This window comes from Hymenobacter jeollabukensis (assembly GCF_005771675.1).
Taxonomy (GTDB): domain Bacteria; phylum Bacteroidota; class Bacteroidia; order Cytophagales; family Hymenobacteraceae; genus Solirubrum; species Solirubrum jeollabukense.
The window spans coordinates 275,310-291,466 of record NZ_VAJM01000009.1 but is presented as its reverse complement, the minus strand read 5'-3'; the positions used below and the strand labels follow the sequence as shown (position 1 = coordinate 291,466).

Annotated in this window: 19 protein-coding genes; 8 read left to right on the top strand and 11 right to left on the bottom strand. The window is 63.5% G+C overall.

Translation table 11 applies throughout. The annotated features are described in order from the left end of the window. Positions 1 to 95: 95 nt before the first annotated feature. The 3 genes from FDY95_RS18190 to FDY95_RS18180 form a co-directional block, all read right to left on the bottom strand. Positions 96 to 995, bottom strand: coding sequence for an SDR family oxidoreductase (locus FDY95_RS18190; protein ID WP_138079933.1), 900 nt, complete (start codon positions 993 to 995; stop codon positions 96 to 98). 114 nt (positions 996 to 1,109) lie between these two features. Beyond that, positions 1,110 to 1,772: a peptidylprolyl isomerase gene (locus FDY95_RS18185; RefSeq protein WP_171025737.1), complete on the bottom strand. Its 663-nt coding sequence runs from the start codon at positions 1,770 to 1,772 to the stop codon at positions 1,110 to 1,112. 57 nt (positions 1,773 to 1,829) lie between these two features. Beyond that, positions 1,830 to 2,423, bottom strand: a complete 594-nt coding sequence (locus FDY95_RS18180; protein ID WP_138079931.1) for a GNAT family N-acetyltransferase — start codon at positions 2,421 to 2,423, stop codon at positions 1,830 to 1,832. Between the two features lie 197 nt (positions 2,424 to 2,620). Here FDY95_RS18180 and FDY95_RS18175 point away from each other — a divergent pair, with 197 nt between their 5' ends. After that, complete coding sequence (locus tag FDY95_RS18175; RefSeq protein ID WP_138079929.1) at positions 2,621 to 3,259, top strand: DUF2238 domain-containing protein; 639 nt, start codon at positions 2,621 to 2,623, stop codon at positions 3,257 to 3,259. Positions 3,260 to 3,567: 308 nt separating this feature from the next. On the opposite strand, the gene FDY95_RS18170 is transcribed toward FDY95_RS18175, so the two are convergent. The 7 genes from FDY95_RS18170 to FDY95_RS18140 form a co-directional block, all read right to left on the bottom strand. After that, positions 3,568 to 3,780: a hypothetical protein gene (locus tag FDY95_RS18170; protein WP_138079928.1), complete on the bottom strand. Its 213-nt coding sequence runs from the start codon at positions 3,778 to 3,780 to the stop codon at positions 3,568 to 3,570. 11 nt (positions 3,781 to 3,791) lie between these two features. Next, a complete protein-coding gene (locus FDY95_RS18165; RefSeq protein WP_138079926.1) occupies positions 3,792 to 4,340 on the bottom strand; it encodes an NTF2 fold immunity protein in 549 nt (182 codons plus the stop codon). 17 nt (positions 4,341 to 4,357) lie between these two features. Further along, positions 4,358 to 5,311: a hydroxymethylbilane synthase gene (gene hemC, locus FDY95_RS18160; protein ID WP_138079924.1), complete on the bottom strand. Its 954-nt coding sequence runs from the start codon at positions 5,309 to 5,311 to the stop codon at positions 4,358 to 4,360. 140 nt (positions 5,312 to 5,451) lie between these two features. Next, positions 5,452 to 6,597, bottom strand: a complete 1,146-nt coding sequence (locus FDY95_RS18155; RefSeq protein WP_138079922.1) for a DNA polymerase III subunit — start codon at positions 6,595 to 6,597, stop codon at positions 5,452 to 5,454. A 13-nt stretch (positions 6,598 to 6,610) separates the two neighbouring features. Further along, positions 6,611 to 6,880, bottom strand: a complete 270-nt coding sequence (locus FDY95_RS18150; protein WP_138079920.1) for a hypothetical protein — start codon at positions 6,878 to 6,880, stop codon at positions 6,611 to 6,613. Positions 6,881 to 6,884: 4 nt separating this feature from the next. Then, the gene (locus FDY95_RS18145) at positions 6,885 to 8,120 is read right to left on the bottom strand and encodes a GlmU family protein (RefSeq protein ID WP_138079918.1); all 1,236 of its coding nucleotides are present in this window, start codon (positions 8,118 to 8,120) and stop codon (positions 6,885 to 6,887) included. A gap of 210 nt (positions 8,121 to 8,330) precedes the next feature. Continuing rightward, the gene (locus FDY95_RS18140; protein WP_111478349.1) at positions 8,331 to 8,576 is read right to left on the bottom strand and encodes a type B 50S ribosomal protein L31; all 246 of its coding nucleotides are present in this window, start codon (positions 8,574 to 8,576) and stop codon (positions 8,331 to 8,333) included. A gap of 205 nt (positions 8,577 to 8,781) precedes the next feature. On the opposite strand from FDY95_RS18140, the gene FDY95_RS18135 reads away from it, so the two are divergent. From FDY95_RS18135 to FDY95_RS18125, 3 genes are all read left to right on the top strand, one after another. Further along, a complete protein-coding gene (locus tag FDY95_RS18135; protein WP_138079917.1) occupies positions 8,782 to 9,198 on the top strand; it encodes a hypothetical protein in 417 nt (138 codons plus the stop codon). 189 nt (positions 9,199 to 9,387) lie between these two features. Next, positions 9,388 to 9,978: an RdgB/HAM1 family non-canonical purine NTP pyrophosphatase gene (gene rdgB / locus FDY95_RS18130; RefSeq protein ID WP_138079915.1), complete on the top strand. Its 591-nt coding sequence runs from the start codon at positions 9,388 to 9,390 to the stop codon at positions 9,976 to 9,978. 110 nt (positions 9,979 to 10,088) lie between these two features. Further along, positions 10,089 to 10,712 carry a uridine kinase family protein gene (locus FDY95_RS18125; RefSeq protein ID WP_138079913.1) on the top strand — a complete coding sequence of 208 codons (624 nt, stop codon included), beginning with the start codon at positions 10,089 to 10,091 and terminating at the stop codon, positions 10,710 to 10,712. Between the two features lie 69 nt (positions 10,713 to 10,781). Here the strand turns inward: FDY95_RS18125 and FDY95_RS18120 are convergent, their stop codons facing one another. Continuing rightward, a complete protein-coding gene (locus FDY95_RS18120; protein WP_138079911.1) occupies positions 10,782 to 12,314 on the bottom strand; it encodes a BatD family protein in 1,533 nt (510 codons plus the stop codon). 270 nt (positions 12,315 to 12,584) lie between these two features. Here FDY95_RS18120 and FDY95_RS18115 point away from each other — a divergent pair, with 270 nt between their 5' ends. The 4 genes from FDY95_RS18115 (at position 12,585) to FDY95_RS18100 (ending at position 16,098) form a co-directional block, all read left to right on the top strand. Continuing rightward, positions 12,585 to 13,328, top strand: coding sequence for a ferritin-like domain-containing protein (locus FDY95_RS18115; protein WP_138079909.1), 744 nt, complete (start codon positions 12,585 to 12,587; stop codon positions 13,326 to 13,328). 24 nt (positions 13,329 to 13,352) lie between these two features. After that, the gene (locus tag FDY95_RS18110; protein ID WP_138079907.1) at positions 13,353 to 14,294 is read left to right on the top strand and encodes a ferritin-like domain-containing protein; all 942 of its coding nucleotides are present in this window, start codon (positions 13,353 to 13,355) and stop codon (positions 14,292 to 14,294) included. 218 nt (positions 14,295 to 14,512) lie between these two features. Beyond that, positions 14,513 to 15,232, top strand: a complete 720-nt coding sequence (locus tag FDY95_RS18105) for a ferritin-like domain-containing protein (RefSeq protein ID WP_138079906.1) — start codon at positions 14,513 to 14,515, stop codon at positions 15,230 to 15,232. Between the two features lie 17 nt (positions 15,233 to 15,249). After that, positions 15,250 to 16,098: a ferritin-like domain-containing protein gene (locus tag FDY95_RS18100; protein ID WP_171025736.1), complete on the top strand. Its 849-nt coding sequence runs from the start codon at positions 15,250 to 15,252 to the stop codon at positions 16,096 to 16,098. Positions 16,099 to 16,157: the final 59 nt, after the last annotated feature.

Sequence of the window (16,157 nt, the reverse complement as noted above, 5' to 3'; positions counted from 1 at the left end):
TGGCCATGCACCACGTCCGCATTCAACTCGTCATTGACGAGCATAATCGACGATGCACCATGTATTAGACCACCGCTAACTCCCGAACAGCCGACCTACGCCTGCGCGGCCACTACTGCAATTCCCTCCTCGAAGGAGTGCGGCCGGAAGCCCAGCTCCCGCTCAGCTTTGTCGATGATGAAGCCGGTGCGGGGCGGGCGGCGGGCCGGCTGGGTGAAGGTGCTGGCGTCGACCCGGGTAATCAGCCCGGCATCGAGGCCGAAGTGCGCGGCTACCTGCCGGGCCATATCGTAGGGCGTCAGCAGCTCGCGGCCGGAAAGATGGTAAATGCCCCGGGCGCTTTGCCGGGCTATCAGCCAGCAGCCCTCGGCCAAATCCTCGGCCAGCGTGGGCGTGCGCCACTGGTCCGACACCACGTTGATGGGCTTGCCGGCCCGCAGCGAGTCGCGCACCCACAGCACGATGTTCGGGCGCCCGCCGCCGCGCAGCACCCCGTACACCAGCACCGTGCGGGCAATGGCCCAGCGCAGGCCGGGCGTGGCCTGCACGGCCTGCTCGGCAGCCAGCTTGCTGCGGCCGTAGTGGCTGATGGGGTTGGGCCGGGCGTCCTCGGCCAGCGGCCCGTCCGAGCCGTCGAAGATGAAGTCGGTGCTCAGGTGCGTCAGGTGCACACTCTGGGCGGCGCAGGCGCGGGCCAGAATGTCCACGGCCGTCACGTTGTGCAGCCAGCAGGCGTCGGGGTGCACCTCGCAGTCGTCCACCTGCGTCATGGCGGCGGTGTGGATGACGTGCGTGGGTTGCTGCTCGCGCAGCACCGCGGCCACCTGGGCGGCGTCGCTCACATCGAGCGGCACGTAGGGCACGGCGGGATAGGCCTCCGCCAGCCGAAACGGGCCGCGGCCGGTGGCAATCAGCGCCACGCCGGGCTCCTGGTGCAGACGGTCGAGCAGCTTCTGGCCGAGCAGGCCGTTGGCCCCGGTAATGAGCAGGCGCATAGGGTGGTGAACTGGTGAGGTGGTGAAATGGTGAGTTTGATGTGCTGGCGGCGCGGCTCCGCGCATGTTGAGCCGTCAAAACGACACTCACCAGTTCACCCCTCACCACCTCACCTAATACTGATAGCCGTAGAGCTTGGCAATTTTCTTCTTGCTGAGCTTCTGCACCTTCACGTCCATCTTGATGGCTTCGTTCGGGCGGTCCATCTCGTTGCGCGGGGCCTTGGCTATTTTATCCACCACGTCCTGCCCCTGAATCACCTGGCCGAACACCGTGTAGCCGCCGTTGAGGTGGGGCGTGCCGTTGGGGTTCTGCACGATGTAAAACTGCGAGGAGCTGCTGGGCGTGCCGGGAGGCCCGCCCATGCGGGCGGCGGCCACGGCGCCGGCTTTGTGCGTCAGCTCGGGGCGCAGTTCCGCCGGAATGGTTGGGTCGCCGGGCTGGCCCATGCCGTCGTTGCTGGGGTCACTGTCCTTGGAGTTGGCGTCGCCGCCCTGCACCATGAAGCCGGGAATGACGCGGTGAAAGGTGGTGCCGTTGTAAAAGCCGCTCTTGGCTTTCTGCAGAAAGTTTGCGCGGTGCAGCGGGGTTTGCTCGTAGGTCACTAGCCGGATGTCGCCGAGCGTGGTGCTGCCCTGCGTGACGTGCAGGGTCACTACTTCGTCCTTTTTGCTGGGCTTGGTTTTTTTGGTCTTGGCCTCTTGGGCGGATGCGGCGGCCGCGCCGAGCCACAGCGCGGCCGCCAGCAGACCGGAAAAGCGAAATGAGCGAATCATGGGCCGAATGGGGTATCGGGGGAGAAAAAGGCCGATACGCAAGTTACGGCGGCGAAGCTAAGCCGATTCGGTGGAACCCGCCAGCCAGTCGGCCCTGGTCAGGCCGAAGCTGTAGCTGTCGTGCAGCAGTCCGTCGCCGCCGCGAAAGTTGTTGCGCAGCAACCCCTCGCGGCGCAGGCCGCAGCGCTGGGCCAGGGCCGCGCTGCGTTGGTTTTCGGGGTCGGCGTGGCAGTACACCCGCTCCAGGCCCAGCGTCCGAAACGCCCAATCGATGACGGCCGTGGCGGCCTCGTGCATCAGGCCCTGGCCCTCGGCGGCGCGGCTGAGCAGGTAGGCCAGCTCGGCCTTGGGCACTTCCCACTCGATGTTGCGCACGCTCACGAAGCCCACCGGCGCCTCGGCCCCCTGCGGCCAGATGCCAAACTGAATGCCCTTGCCGATCAGCCAGTCGGCGTCCCAGATTTCGATGAACACCCGGGCGCTGGCCTCGTCCTGCACCGCCCGGGTGGTTTTGGGAAAGTCGCGGGTGAGGCGGGCGCGGTCCTGCTCGATAAGCTGCAGCACGGCAGGGGCTTCGTCGGGGTGCCAGGGGCGCAGGGTGAGGCGGGCGGTGCGCAGTTCGGGCGCGGGCGGCAGCGGGTTGGGGCGCATAAGGAGGGTGACGGGTAACAGGTCACAAGTAACAGGTTTGGACAGCGCTACGCCAGCTTTTCGGCCGCCTGAATCAGGCTACCCGATGCCCGGGGTGCCTGCGCCGTGCCGCTGAATCGTCTTTATCCGTAAAAATCAGGGCCACCAATGGTCCAGCTTTCTGCGTAAGCGGCTCCAACTCTCCTTTGCCGCCCCCTATGACGTCTACCCCTACTCCCCTGCGCAACCCCTCCTGGTTTCCCAAGCTGCTGCTGGCCGGCTACGTGGTGCTGTTCCTGGCCCTGGCCATTCACCCCTACAGCCGCGCCACCTGGGTGGTCGAAAACCTGCCCATCGTGCTCATTGCCGGGGCGCTGACGGTGCTATACCTGCGCGGCGTGCAGTTTTCCAACACGGCCTACCTGCTGATGAGCGTGCTGCTCTATATGCACACCATCGGCGGCTACTACACCTTCGAGCGGGTGCCCTTCGACTGGTTCAACGACCTGTTCGGCTTCAAGCGCAACATGTACGACCGGGTGGCGCACGTCACGGTGGGTTTCTACGCCTACGCCCTCATCGAATACACCGACGCGCGCGGGCTGATCCGCAGCCGCTTCCTCTCCTACCTGCTGCCCTTGTGCGTCATCGGCACGGTGGCCATGAGCTACGAAATCATCGAGTGGCTGTACGCGGCCACGGCCGGCGGCGAGTCGGGCGCGGCTTTCCTCGGCAGCCAGGGCGACATCTGGGACGCGCAGAAGGACATGCTGGCCGACACCAGCGGGGCCGTCATGGCGTTGGTGCTGTACGCGGTGACTAGCAAACGAGCACCCGCCGATCAGACCTTTAGCTGATAAAAGCCGCTGCCGACAAAATCAAACCCGGAGTCCAGCCCCGGGCTATAAATCAACCCAACGGTAACGGGTACCAAGCCAGCCGTCACCTGCTGCCAGTACCGGGCGCTGAATACGTCGTGGTAGGGCCGTTCATCTGGCTGGCACTCGATCAGCGCGTCTTACGAAAACTGCCGCTCGATCAACGTGGGAATGTTTTTCTCGGCCACTACCACCAACACGGCCGAATCGGTGCCGAAATGGTGCTGCGGACGTTCCGCGTACGCTGAACCAGCGTCGTTGCCTAGGATTATATCGGTTACTTCCAGCTAGTACAGGCCACTTGCTGCGGGTAGCTCAAACCGGGCGAAGGGCGTAGGGTTCCACTCAAACACATGCTGGGCAGACGCGACTAAATCCTGCGCATCCAGTTTGTGTGCTTCTGCTACAATCTCTGTCAGGTACAGCGCGTCGATAAGCCAATAGGCTTGACCAAAGGCCAGCCATAGTCTTTCACCGTTTATAGATATGTTGTTGGGCATTGCTAAGTTACTTATTCGCCGTGCCATAGACATACCACGCGCCCATCTTTGGCATCTAGCGTCACTTCAAACGTTCCACCAATATAGCTCTCAGGCAATGTGCCGTTGACAATCCAATACCCATCCAACAGCATAACCGAATAAGGCCGCTCTGGTACTATTTCACTTGGCCCACCGAATGCATCAAAGGCTAGTGCTTCGGCAATTGCAACTGCGGTTTCTGCATTTCGGATAACCGGCTGGATAAGTATCCTTTCTTTTTTGGGCTCGGCAAGACGTTCTTTCAGCCTCCTCCGGGCGCGGGCATAGGCAAGCGGCTGAGCCGATAACATATCCTGAGTTACCAAATAATACTTCGAGCTATCCGGGGTTACCTCTGGCTTAATCTGACCTGCTGCTGGCCTTTCCAGATTTTTACTTGGCTTGTCCGGATAGCAGGCACCAAGGTTTAGCATCATCATGATAGTTGTCCAGCGTGTAAGACCTGTTTGCATGGTATCAGGAAAAGCACAATGTATTGAAACATAGAAGCAGCATTTCATAACGAAATGCTGCTTCATACTGATAGATCTAAAAATTAAAACGTCGCTGACTCCGACTCGCGATGCTCCCGGATGTCGCGCAGAATCTGCACGCCGCCGCGGCTGAGCACGGCTTCAGCTACGGCCACGCCCAGCTGCTCGGCGGCTTCGGGGTCGTGGGTGAGCTGGATTTCCTCCACGTACTGCTGCCCGTCGAGGCTGATGAGGCCGCCGTGCAGCTGCAGGGCGCCCTCGTCGGTGAAGGTGGCCAGGGCGAAGCTAGGGATGCTGCAGCCGCCTTCCATGGTGCGCAGAAAGGCACGCTCGGCCCGCAGGCAGGTGTGCGTGTCGGGGTCGTCGAGCAGGTTGCGCAGGGCCAGCTTGCGGGGCATGTCGAGGCTCTTGGCGCACTCGATGGCCACCGAGCCCTGCCCGGCGGCGGGGATAAACTGCGTTTCGGGCAGCACACGCACGATGAGCTTGTCGTACTCCATGCGGTGCACGCCGGCAAAGGCCAGCACCAGCGCGTCGTACTGGCCTTCCTCTAGCTTGCGCAGGCGCGTCTGCAGGTTGCCGCGGGCCTCGGCCGTAATGGCGTGCGGGTAGTGGCGCTTGAAGAGGGCCCGGCGGCGGGTGCTGCTGGTGCCCAGCACGATGTCGGGCTTATCGAGCGAGAAACCCGGGTCGAAGCTGATGATGACGTCGTTGACCTGCTCGCGCGTCATAAAGGCCAGCAGCTCCAAATCGTCGGGGATGGTGCTTTGCACGTCCTTGGCGCTGTGCACGGCAATGTCGATGTGGCCGGTGCGCAGGCTCTCCTCCAGCTCCTCCGTAAACACGCCCTTGGCCCCGATCTTGTCGAGGGAGCGGTCCAGCACCACGTCGCCCTTGGTGGTAATAATGACGATTTCGGTGGCGAGGCCGGCGGCGTTCAGGGTATCGGCCACGTGGTGGGCCTGCCACAAGGCCAGCTTGCTGCCGCGGGTTCCGATGCGGATGGGACGGGTCATATGGTGAAATGGTGAGATAGTGAAATGGTGAGTGGCGAGTTGGTGAACCAGTGAGCTGGTGAAATGGTGAGTGCCGTTCTGATTGCGCTAACTGCGCAGTCTGCGCCTCCCAAACATCAACTCACCAGTTCACCACCTCACTAGTTCACCGCTACGCGCAGCAGGTCGGCCACTTGCAGCGAGACGTCCACGAAGGTCATGCGCGGGTTGGCGTTGCGCTCCACGTGAAAGTGCGCCTCGTTGAGTACCTGCGCCAGGCCTTCGGCATTGTAGCGGTGCACGAAGGGGCTGAACTTGCTGATAAACGTTTGCTCGGCGGCCGGCAGGTGGGGCACCAGCTGGCTGTCGAGGCCGAAGAGCAGCACCTTGCGCACCAGGCCCAGGGAGTACTGCAGCAGCTCCTTCTGGTTTTCGCGGCCCAGCTTCTGGAACTTGTCGGCCTGGGCTACCATGTCCTCCAGCTTGCCCTGGCTGACGCGGAAGCAGGCCTGCATCCACTCCCGGAAGAAGGTGAAGTAGTCGTTGTCGGGCGCGTCGCGGGCGGCCAGGGCGGCGCCGAGGTTGCCCTCGCTCACCAGCGCCAGCTGCCGGGCCTTGGCCTCGGGCACCTGGTAGTTATCCACGAGGTACTGCGTGAGGTCCGGCTCCTGGAAGCGCGGCACCGGCACCACCTGCACCCGGCTCAGGATGGTGGGCAGCAGCTTGTCGGGCTGCTGGCTCACCAGCAGGAACACGGTAGCGGGCGGCGGCTCCTCCAGCAGCTTGAGCACGGCGTTGGCGGCGGCCGGGTGCATCAGCTCGGGCAGCCAGATGACGACGATTTTGAACGGCGCCTCGAAGGCTTTCAACGACACCAGCTTGAGCAGCTGCACGGCCTCCTCCTTCGAGATGCTGCCCTGCTTGTTGTCGGCCCCGATGTGCTGCATCCAGTCGTTCAGGCCCTGGTACAGGCCACCGTCAGCCAGCACGAACGTGCGCCAGTCAGCCGTGAACTTGTGGCTGAGCGCGTCCTTGCTGACGGCCTTGGTGGTCGTCACCGGCAAGATGAAGTTCAGGTCGGGGTGCACCAGCCGGTCGATTTTGCGGCAGTTCGGGCACTGCCCGCAGGAGTCCTCCGGCTGGCGGTTTTCGCAGTTCAGAAAGGCCGCGTAGGCCAGCGCCAACGCCAGCGCGCCCGAGCCCTCGGCCCCGCGAAACAGCTGCGCGTGCGCCACGTGCTGGCGCCGCACCGACTGGCGCAGCACCTGCTTGACCTCGTTCAGCCCCGGAATATCAGCGAAACGCATAGGCCCTCAACCGCTAACGCAACAAAAACAGCAGCCCCGTGCGCACCGCCATGACCAGCACGGCAATGCCGATGGCGCCCATAATCCGGACCGCCGGCGGCTGCGCCTGGGCGCCGCGCACGAAGCGCAGCAGCCCCCACGCGCCCGCCGCCGTCACCGCTTCGGCCACGAGGCCGGCCGTGATGGACTGAAAAAACGCGAAAAACGCGCCTCCAAAGAGCACCGCCACCAGAAAGATGGTCAGCGCCCGGTCGGGGCCCTGCAAGGATGGTTGTTCGCTCATGGGACTACAGCTCGATGCTGGCGTTGTCGGCGGCGGGGGCCGTCCGCTCCCACGCGCGGTCCTTGGTCGTCAGCTCGAACACGTGCTGCATGATGCCGCGCTCCACTTCGTCGTAGGCCAGGCCGCGGCGGGCCATCACGCGCTCATTCACCTCGGCCACTTTGGGCAGGCGGAAGGTTTCGAAGCCCGCGGGGCCGCCCCAGCTGAACGAAGGAATGAAGTTGCGCGGGAAGCCGGCCCCGAAGATGTTGGCCGCCACGCCCACCACCGTGCCGGTGTTGAACATGGTGTTGATGCCGCACTTGCTATGGTCGCCCATCATCAGCCCGCAGAACTGCTGCCCGGTATTCACGAAGCGGCCGGCGGCGTGGCTCCAGATTTTCACCGGGGCGTAGTTGTTCTTTAGGTTCGAGGTGTTGGTGTCGGCCCCGAGGTTGCACCACTCCCCGATGACCGAGTTGCCCAGGTAACCGTCGTGGCCCTTGTTGGAGTAGCCGAGCAGAATCGAGTTGCCCACTTCGCCGCCCACCTTGCAGTGCGGGCCCACGGTGTTGTCGCCGCGCATCTTGGCGCCCGAGTTGATGTGCGAGCCTTCACCAAGCGCCAGCGGCCCCTTGATGATGGCCCCTTCGTGCACCTGGGAGTTCTTGCCGAGGTAAATCGGCCCGTCCTCCGCGTTCAGAATGGCCGCCCGAATCTTGACGCCCTCCTCGATAAAGATGTTTTCCGGCGCGTACACGATGGTGTGCGCGTCGTTCACCGGCTGCGACACCCGGCCCTTAGTCAGCAGGGCGAAGTCGCGGCGGATTTCGGCCCCGTTGCGCAGAAACAAGTGCCAGGGCTGGCTGATAACCGTCACCGGCTCGGCCACCTGCTTGGTGCGGCTAAAGCCGTCCTGAATTAGCTCGGCCACCTTGCTCGCGTCGGCCAAATGGGCCGCTACCAGCAGCTCGTCGTCGAACAGGGCCTCGCCGGGCTGCAGGGCCTGCACCTGCCGGGCCAGCAGGTCGTCGGCGCACACGGCCCCGTTGATAACCAGCGCGGGCCCCTCGGCGGGCGCGGCCGGAAACTTGGCCTGCAGGTAGGGCTCGGTGAGGTAATGCACTTCCTGGCCGAGGCGGTGCTCCCACTTCTCGGCCAGCGTCAGAATGCCGCAGCGCAGCGCCGCCACGGGCCGGGTGAAGGTAAACGGGAGCAGATTGGGCCGGATGGCGGGGTCGTCGAAGAGCAGAACAGTCATGGGAAGTTGTCAGGTGACAGTTGCCGGTTGTCAGTGGCAACGGCGCCGCGCAGCTGCGCGGCGCCGGGTGCAAAGGTCGGAGTCTGCTGGTCAGCATAAAACCCCGCGCCAAAACAAAAGCTCCCGCTGGCACGGAGCCGGCGGGAGCTTCGGAGCAAGCGGCCATCGTCACCGACAACGGCCCACCCGCAACTAATACCTCAAAGAAGCTTACTTCTTCTTGTAGCGGTTCATGAACTTCTCTACGCGGCCAGCCGTGTCGAGCAGTACGTTCTTACCCGTGTAAAAGGGGTGCGACTGGCTGCTAACTTCCACCTTGATGACGGGGTAGGTTTTGCCATCCTCCATCGTGATGGTCTCGCTCGAGGTCATGGTCGAGCGGGTGATGAATTTGAAGTCGCTCGTGGTGTCCTGAAACACTACCTCGCGGTACTCGGGGTGGATGTCCTTTTTCATGGCGCTGATGCGTGATGTCCTGTTAGGCCCCGCCGGTTTTGCGGAAGGGAGGGCAAAGGTAAGACCTTGAGGCTAAAAAGAAAAGCCAGCCCGTTTTTTTCGGCCGTAATAGAAACTTTACCTAGCTGAATTGGGCAAAAAAGTTATTTTTGGTCCCGGTCCGGCCCGACCTCGCCCCCATCCCACCCTTTGTTACCCGTGCCGCATGACCCGTAGATTTATTCTGTCGCTTCTGTTTACGCTGTTGTTGGCCGCTTCCGCCGCCTGGGCCGTTACCCTAACGGTGTTCCAGGCCACGCTGGATGGTGCTTCGGTACGCGTAGAGTGGGAGGTGCTCAACGAAAACGGGCTGACCAACTTCGAGCTCTACCGCAAAGGCGCCACCGACGTTAGCTTCGACCGCATCAGCGTGGTGGTGCCCACCGGGCAGCGCCGCTACCAATACCTCGACGCCAACCTCTACCGCGGCACGACCAGCACCGCCAGTACCAACTCCGGCCCCTACACCTACCGCCTGCAGGTGAAGACCAGCACCGGCGACCAGGTGTACACCACCATGCTCAGCCAGACGCCCAGCGCCGTGCAACGCTCCTGGGGCAGCATCAAGTCGATGTTTCGGTAGGTGGCGAAATAGAGATATAGTGAAATGGTGAATTTAATAGCCCATCGGCTCGGAATGTGCGGACGTTAAGCTAAGACCGGCAGCAGCCGGTTTTTTTGCGCCCCTACCTTTGCCCGCAGAGCAAGGCAAGTCAGACCTGGCTTCTTCCGAACGTGACACTCACCATTTCACCAATCACCATCTCACCCCATGCGCCTCTGCTTCGCTTCCAATAATGCCCACAAGCTGGACGAAATCCGGCCCCTGCTGCCCGCCCACGTCGAGCTGCTGAGCCTGGCCGATATCGGCTGCGCGGAGGAGCTGCCCGAAACCCAGGACACGCTGGAGGGCAATGCCCTGCAGAAGGCCCGCTACGTGTGGGACAACTACGGCGTGTCGTGCTTCGCCGACGATACCGGCCTGGAAGTAACGGCTTTGGGCGGCGCGCCGGGCGTGTACTCAGCCCGCTACGCCGGCCCGCAGCGTTCCTCCGCCGACAACCTGCAGAAGCTGCTGCGGGAGCTGGACGGCTCGGCCGAGCGCACCGCCCGTTTCCGCACCGTCATTGCCCTGGTGTCGGGCGCGGCCGATCAGTGGACGTTTGCGGGCGAGGTGCCGGGCCACATCACCACGGCCCCGCGCGGCGAGGGTGGCTTCGGCTACGACCCGGTGTTTGAGCCCGAAAACCGGGGCCGCACCTTCGCCGAAATGACGCTGGACGAAAAAAACGCCCTCAGCCACCGGGCGCGGGCCGTGGCGCAGCTGGCCGCGTTTCTACGGGAGCAATACTCTGTGGAATAAGCCCCGCCGCAACGAAAGCCGGCTTCATTGGGCGGCCGACAAGCGTTTTAATCTCCCAAACCCTTACTTTTGCAAGGTTGGCCCTGCTGGTCGGGCCGCAGTCAGCACCCATGCAACAGCCTTTCATCGTTGGTATCACCGGCGGCAGCGCCTCCGGCAAAACGACCTTTTTGCGCCGTCTTCTGGCCTCGTTTCCGGAAGAGGACATCTGCCTGATTTCGCAGGACAACTACTACCACCCCCGCGAGGATCAGCAGGTGGACGCGCAGGGCGTCACCAACTTCGACCTGCCCTCCAGCATCGACTCGGCCGCCTACGCCGCCGACGTGCTGCGCATCAGCCAGGGCCTGGAGGTGCGCCGCTCGGAGTACACCTTCAACAACCCCGACGCCCCGGCCAAGGAGCTGGTATTCAAGCCCGCGCCCATCGTGGTGGTCGAAGGCATCTTCGTGTTCTACTTCGAGGAAGTGGCCAAGCTGCTCGACCTGAAGGTTTACATCGACGCCCGGGAGCACGTGAAGGTGCTGCGCCGCATCGTGCGCGACCGGGACGAGCGCGGCTACGACCTGGAGGACGTGCTCTACCGCTACACCCACCACGTGGCGCCGACCTACGAGAAGTACATCAAGCCCTTCAAGCAAGACGCGGACATCATCATCCCGAACAACCGCCACTTCGACAAGGGCCTGGAAGTGCTGGTGGCCTACCTGAAAAGCCGCGTGACGGCGTCGTAAGGCACCTGAGTTCCGTAAGAAAAGCCGCTGGCCCGGGGTCAGCGGCTTTTTTTATGATTAGTCGGGGGCTCAGCGCCGGGCCGTCCACCAGCCGATGCCGGCCAACACCAACAGCAGGGCCAGCACCAGGTTGGCGTAGCGCTTCACCTGCCGGGGCGTGTCCATGTCCATCAGCGTCGCGTCGGCATTGGCCAGCTGCTGGGCGTAGAACGGGTCGGTGCGCACGAAGGCGGTGACTTCCTGCGGCGGCGTCACGGCCGGGCCCGTCACGGCCAGCTCCAGCTCCGGCCGCAAGGTGTCGTAGCGGCCGAGGTCGGGGTTAAAGACGGGCACGCGCAGCACGTCGCGCAGGCGCAGGCGGCCGGGCTGGCGCGGCACCAGCCGGTAGCGCAGCACCTTGCGGCCCGTCACGCGGCCGTCGGCGCGGGTGAGTTCCTGGTGCACTTCGGGGCCGTACACCTCCAGGCCGGGCAGGGGGCGGGGCACGGGCGGCGCCAGGGCGGTCAGGTTGCCTTCGCCCTCTACCGTGAGCGTGTAGCTAATGGTGTGCCCGGTGCGGAAGCTGGTGCTGCCCACGCCTTCGCGCAGTTGGTAGCGGCCTACGGCCGAGGGCGCGGCCCCGGCGGGCACCGGGGGCAGGGCGCGTACCTGCACGGTGCGGGGCTGGCTGAAGTAGGTTTTGTAGCCTTCCAGGCGGTTGTCGTCGCCCTCGACGGGGCGCTTGGCCAGGCGGTATTTCTTCATCTGCAGCGCCACCCGCGGAAACGTCAGCGCCCGGGCGCTGAGCGGGTAGTACACGGCCTCGTGTAGCTGGTAGCGCAGGTAAGGCTTGCCGCCCACGCGCACCGAGTCGGGCCGGATGTCGGTTTCGTCGAAGGCTTCTTCCCAGGCCGTGGGCTGGCGCAGCTGCCGCAGAATGGGCGGCAGCTGCTCGGCAAAGCGGTAGAAATCGAGCAGGCCCTGGTCGGCGGGGGCCAGGTAGAAGTACAGCCCCACGTGCACCGGCTCGCCCACCCAGGCGGTGGCCCGGTCCGGCTCCACGCTCAAAAAGGCGTTGTCGCGCGGCTCCACGTACTCCTGCGGCTTGGGCTTGCCCAGCAGCTGGTCGAGGTTGCCAATGCCTACCAGCGGCTGCTTGCCGGCGGGCGGCGGGCCGGCCCCGGCCGGCGGTGTGCTGCCCGCTGCCCCCGCCGCCTGCGGCAGTACGCGCAGTGTGGCCCCGGCCGAGCGCAGCACCTGCCCGTTGACGGTGATAGTGAAGGGCTTCAGCACGAACTCACCCTCCGCAAAGGCGGCGTAGCGCTGCGTCAGCACCAGCTCCATGCTGCTGCGCCCGCCCACGGTGCGGGTCGTGGTGGTCGAGGTCTTGCCGCTTTTCTTGAAGCCTTCAATGTCGGGGAAGGCGGAATAGCGCTCCAGGGGCGCCCCGCTGAGCCGGAAGGCAATGGTGAAGTATTCGTTGACGGGGAAGCTGCTGCGGCCAAGCTCCAGCGCGGCCTGCTGCTCGGCGGCGGGGGCGGCGGTCTGAGCGTAGCCCGGGGCCGGCGCGGCTACCAGGCCCGCCAGCAGTAAGGCCCATAAAAAAAAACTACGCCACGCCATGCAGTCAAACCTACGAAGAAAACCCGTTTTCGGGCTGCTGGCGGTGGTTTCGCTAAAGGCACAGCTCTCAGTGATTCTATATAAAAATTACAACATATAAACAAATATTTTCCAAAAAAGAATCCACACATCCTACCGCCGCGTACGTGCATCAAATTCCTCTCCCTTCCTGGTACAACATATTCCTTCCGGCGCCCCATCAGGCACCGGCCTAGGAAGTGCTACGCCGAAGGTTTTCACCCAACCATTCACCACACCCCCTTATTTCGCATGGCCACCCAACCTCCTGTTTCGGCCCCCGATGAGGCCGGCTTCAGCAGCCAGCTGCTGCAATCCGTCAACCGCCGCTCCTTTTTGCGCTACTCTGGCATGACGGCCGCCGCAGTCGGGCTGGTGCTAGCTGGCTGCGACGACGACGACAACGGCTCGAGCATGCCGAACAGCGTTAACCTAGGCACCGGCAACGTCGGCATTCTTAACTATGCCTATGCTCTGGAACAGCTCGAGGCGGCTTTTTACGCCCAGGTAGTCTCCAACTCGGCCTTCGCTACCACTTTCACCGATGCTGCCGAGCGTACGGCCTTGCAGGCTATTGCCCGTCACGAAGCCATTCACCGGGATTTCTTCAAGGCAGCTATCAACCGGGACGCTCCAGGCAACATCATCGCCGACCTGACCCCCAATTTCTCGAACATCAACTTCACCAGCCGCACCAACGTGCTGGAGACGGCGCGCATTTTCGAGGATCTGGGCGTGGCGGCCTACAATGGTGCCGGCCGTCTGATCGACACCACGACGGCAGCCGGCAAAACGTACCTGGGCTTGGCCGGCAAGATAGTATCGGTAGAAGCGCGTCACGCTGCCCAAATCCGCGACATCATCTCCCTCGGCACGTTCTCCAACGACGTGGTGAATGCCTTGGGCCTCGACCGCGCCCTCACGCCCACGGAAGTACTGGCCACCGCGCAGCCGTTCATCCGCGAAACCATCAACGGCAGCAACCTGCCTAGCTAATCCACCTCCAAGCCTCCATACGACATGAACCTGTTTAAAATTATCGCTGAACTGGAGAAGGTGGACCCGGAAGTAACCGACCGCCTGAATTCTCGCCGGAGCGCCCTCGCTGCCCTCGGCGATATTTCCAAGAAAATCACGCTGGCCAGCGCGCCGGCCATCATCGGGGCAGCGTTTAACAAGACGCTGGCGCAGAGCTCGGGCAGCCCGTTGAATGACGTGCTGAACTACGCCCTGCTACTGGAGCGTCTCGAAGCAGCATTCTATACCCAAGCCCTGCAAGCCACTTCAGCACCGGCGCTGGTGGCCTCGTTCACGGCCAACACCGGGCTGCGGACAAGTATCGAGAAAATCCGGGACCATGAAAACGCCCACGTAGCCCTGCTGACGGCGGCGTTGGGGCCCAACGTCGCTGCGGCGCCGTCGGGCTTCGATTTCAGCGCCGCGTTCGGCACCATCAACAATTTTCTGACTACGGCGCAGGCTTTTGAAGACTTGGGCGTACGCGCTTACAAAGGCCAGGCTGGCAATATCTCTCGCACCGCTCAAGTAGCGGCCAACACCTCGGTAACGGTGACCAACGCGGGCCAGTCGTCGACCGTCAACATCGGTGGCTCCAACGTGCTGCAGGTAGCCCTGCAGATTCACGCTACCGAAGCCCGCCACGCCGCTTATATTCGCTACATCCGTCGGCAAACGGCCTTCGGTGGCGTCAGCCAATACGGCTGGATTACCAATGCGCAGTCCAACGGGGCGCCCACAGCCGTGTACGCCGCTTCCACCACCGCTTCACTGGCAACCGACTTCCCGGCCGAAAGCAACTTGGCGCAGGGTGGCGTGGCCGACCTAACGACGGGCCTGACTGCTTCGCCGGCTTACACGGCGGCTGAGGTCAGCGAGGCTTTCGATGAGCCGCTCGACAGCACCACCGTGCGCGGCATTGCTGGTCCTTACATTCGCCCCTGAGGCGTTCCTCGATGTTCAAGCCACAAGCGCCAGTCCGCCACCCGCGGGCTGGCGCTTGTTCGTTAGGGAAATTACTTGGCTGCAGCGGCTCGGCGGGTGCAACTCCGTGGCGCGGTGTAGCCTCCTGTGATGGAAGCTGCGGATTTGCGTTGGAGCGAGTACCTTTGCGGTTCAGGCCGGCGGCAATTCCCTGCCCGTAAGCTCATTTGATTCTGCGTATGCCCGAGGCATCAACTTCTACTACCCCGTCGGGCCTCAGCCGGCGGACCTTTCTTACCCACACCGGGGTGGCGGCCGCGTCGTTGCTGCTGCTGACGGCCTGCCCCGACCCGGAAACGCCCCCGCTGACTACCCCCACCATCAGCCTGACGGGCGGCGACGAAGGCGTGCTGAACTACCTCTACCTGCTGGAGCGCACCGCCACCGAGCTGTACGATAAAGTGCTGGCCAATCCGCCCGCTGATTTGACCGCTGCGGCCGCCGACCTCGGCGTGCTGCGCGACATCAACCGCCACAATACCATTCACCGCGAGTTGCTGCTGCTGACTATAAGCGCCAACGGGTTTACGGCTAACAGCAACATCGGCGGGCTGGGCTTCGACTACTCGTCATTTACGCTGACTACGCGCGTCGGCGTGCTGGCGGCGGCGCAGTCGCTGGCCGACCTGACCGTGGCCGCGTACTGCGGCGCGGCCCGGCTGCTGAGCACCCCGGTGTTGCTACGCCTATACGTGAAGATGATGGCCGTGAAGGCCCGCCACGCCGCCGCCGTGCGTGACCTGCGTACCCCCGGCAGCTTTGCGGGTTCCGATGTGGTGCCTCAAAGCGGCGCCGATGCGGGCCTCAACCAAGTACTGACGCCCGCCGAGGTGCTGGCCGAGCTCAGCAAGTATACCGCCCCCATTCAACTCTCGGTAGGCTCCCTGCCCACCAATTAATGCCGCGCACTTCCCGTATGAATCTGCTTTCTTTTCTTGAGCAACTAGCCACGGCCGATGCGGCGGCGCATCCCACGGCCCGGCGCGGCGCCCTGACGCAATTGGCCCACACGGCGGCCGCAGCTCTGCCGGCCGCCGTGCTCGGTGCCCTGACCGCGCAGCCGGCTTCCGCCCAAATCACCGGCACCAGCCTCGACGGCTTGCAGTTGGCTTTGCGAGTAGAATGGCTGCAGGATGAGTTTTACACCCGGTTGCCCATCAGTATCGTACCGGCTGGTAGCGCGCCCGATTTCCTGCTGATGCGAGCCCAACAACGCCAGCATATTGCCCTGCTCGAATCGTACATCCGTACCTCAGGTGGCGTACTGGCAGCGCGTCCCAACTATGATTTTACCGGCGGCCGCGGCGGCTCGAACCGGATTTTCCCTGACGTCTTCACCAACACCAGCACCCTGCTGCTGGTGGCCCAGGTACTCGAAGACTTGGGGGTGCGCGTGTATGCGTATGCCATGCCGCTACTAGCCAGCAACAACGCCCAGATTGACAGCCTCAGCCGTATGTTCGCGGTGGAAGGCCGCCACGCGGCGCACCTGCGTCAACTGCGTCGGCAGGCGGGTGCCACCGTGAAGCACTGGATCAGCGGCACCGAGGCTGCGGCTTTGCCCACGGCGCAGGCCAACGTATATGCCGAGGAGGACCGCGTAATGCAGCAAGTAGCGAATTTGGCCTTGCGCGACGCCAGTACCCTGCTACCTACTATTGGTGGCATTACGGCGGCCGAAATCCGCGCCGCTGCTACCGAAGCCTTCGACGAGCCCCTCACTTACGACGCGGCATCGGCCATCATTCAGGTCTTCACCTACTGATCCGGAGTTACGCGAGTATTCGCATTTTTTGGCCTACCAGCCGCTGCCTACTTGGCAGC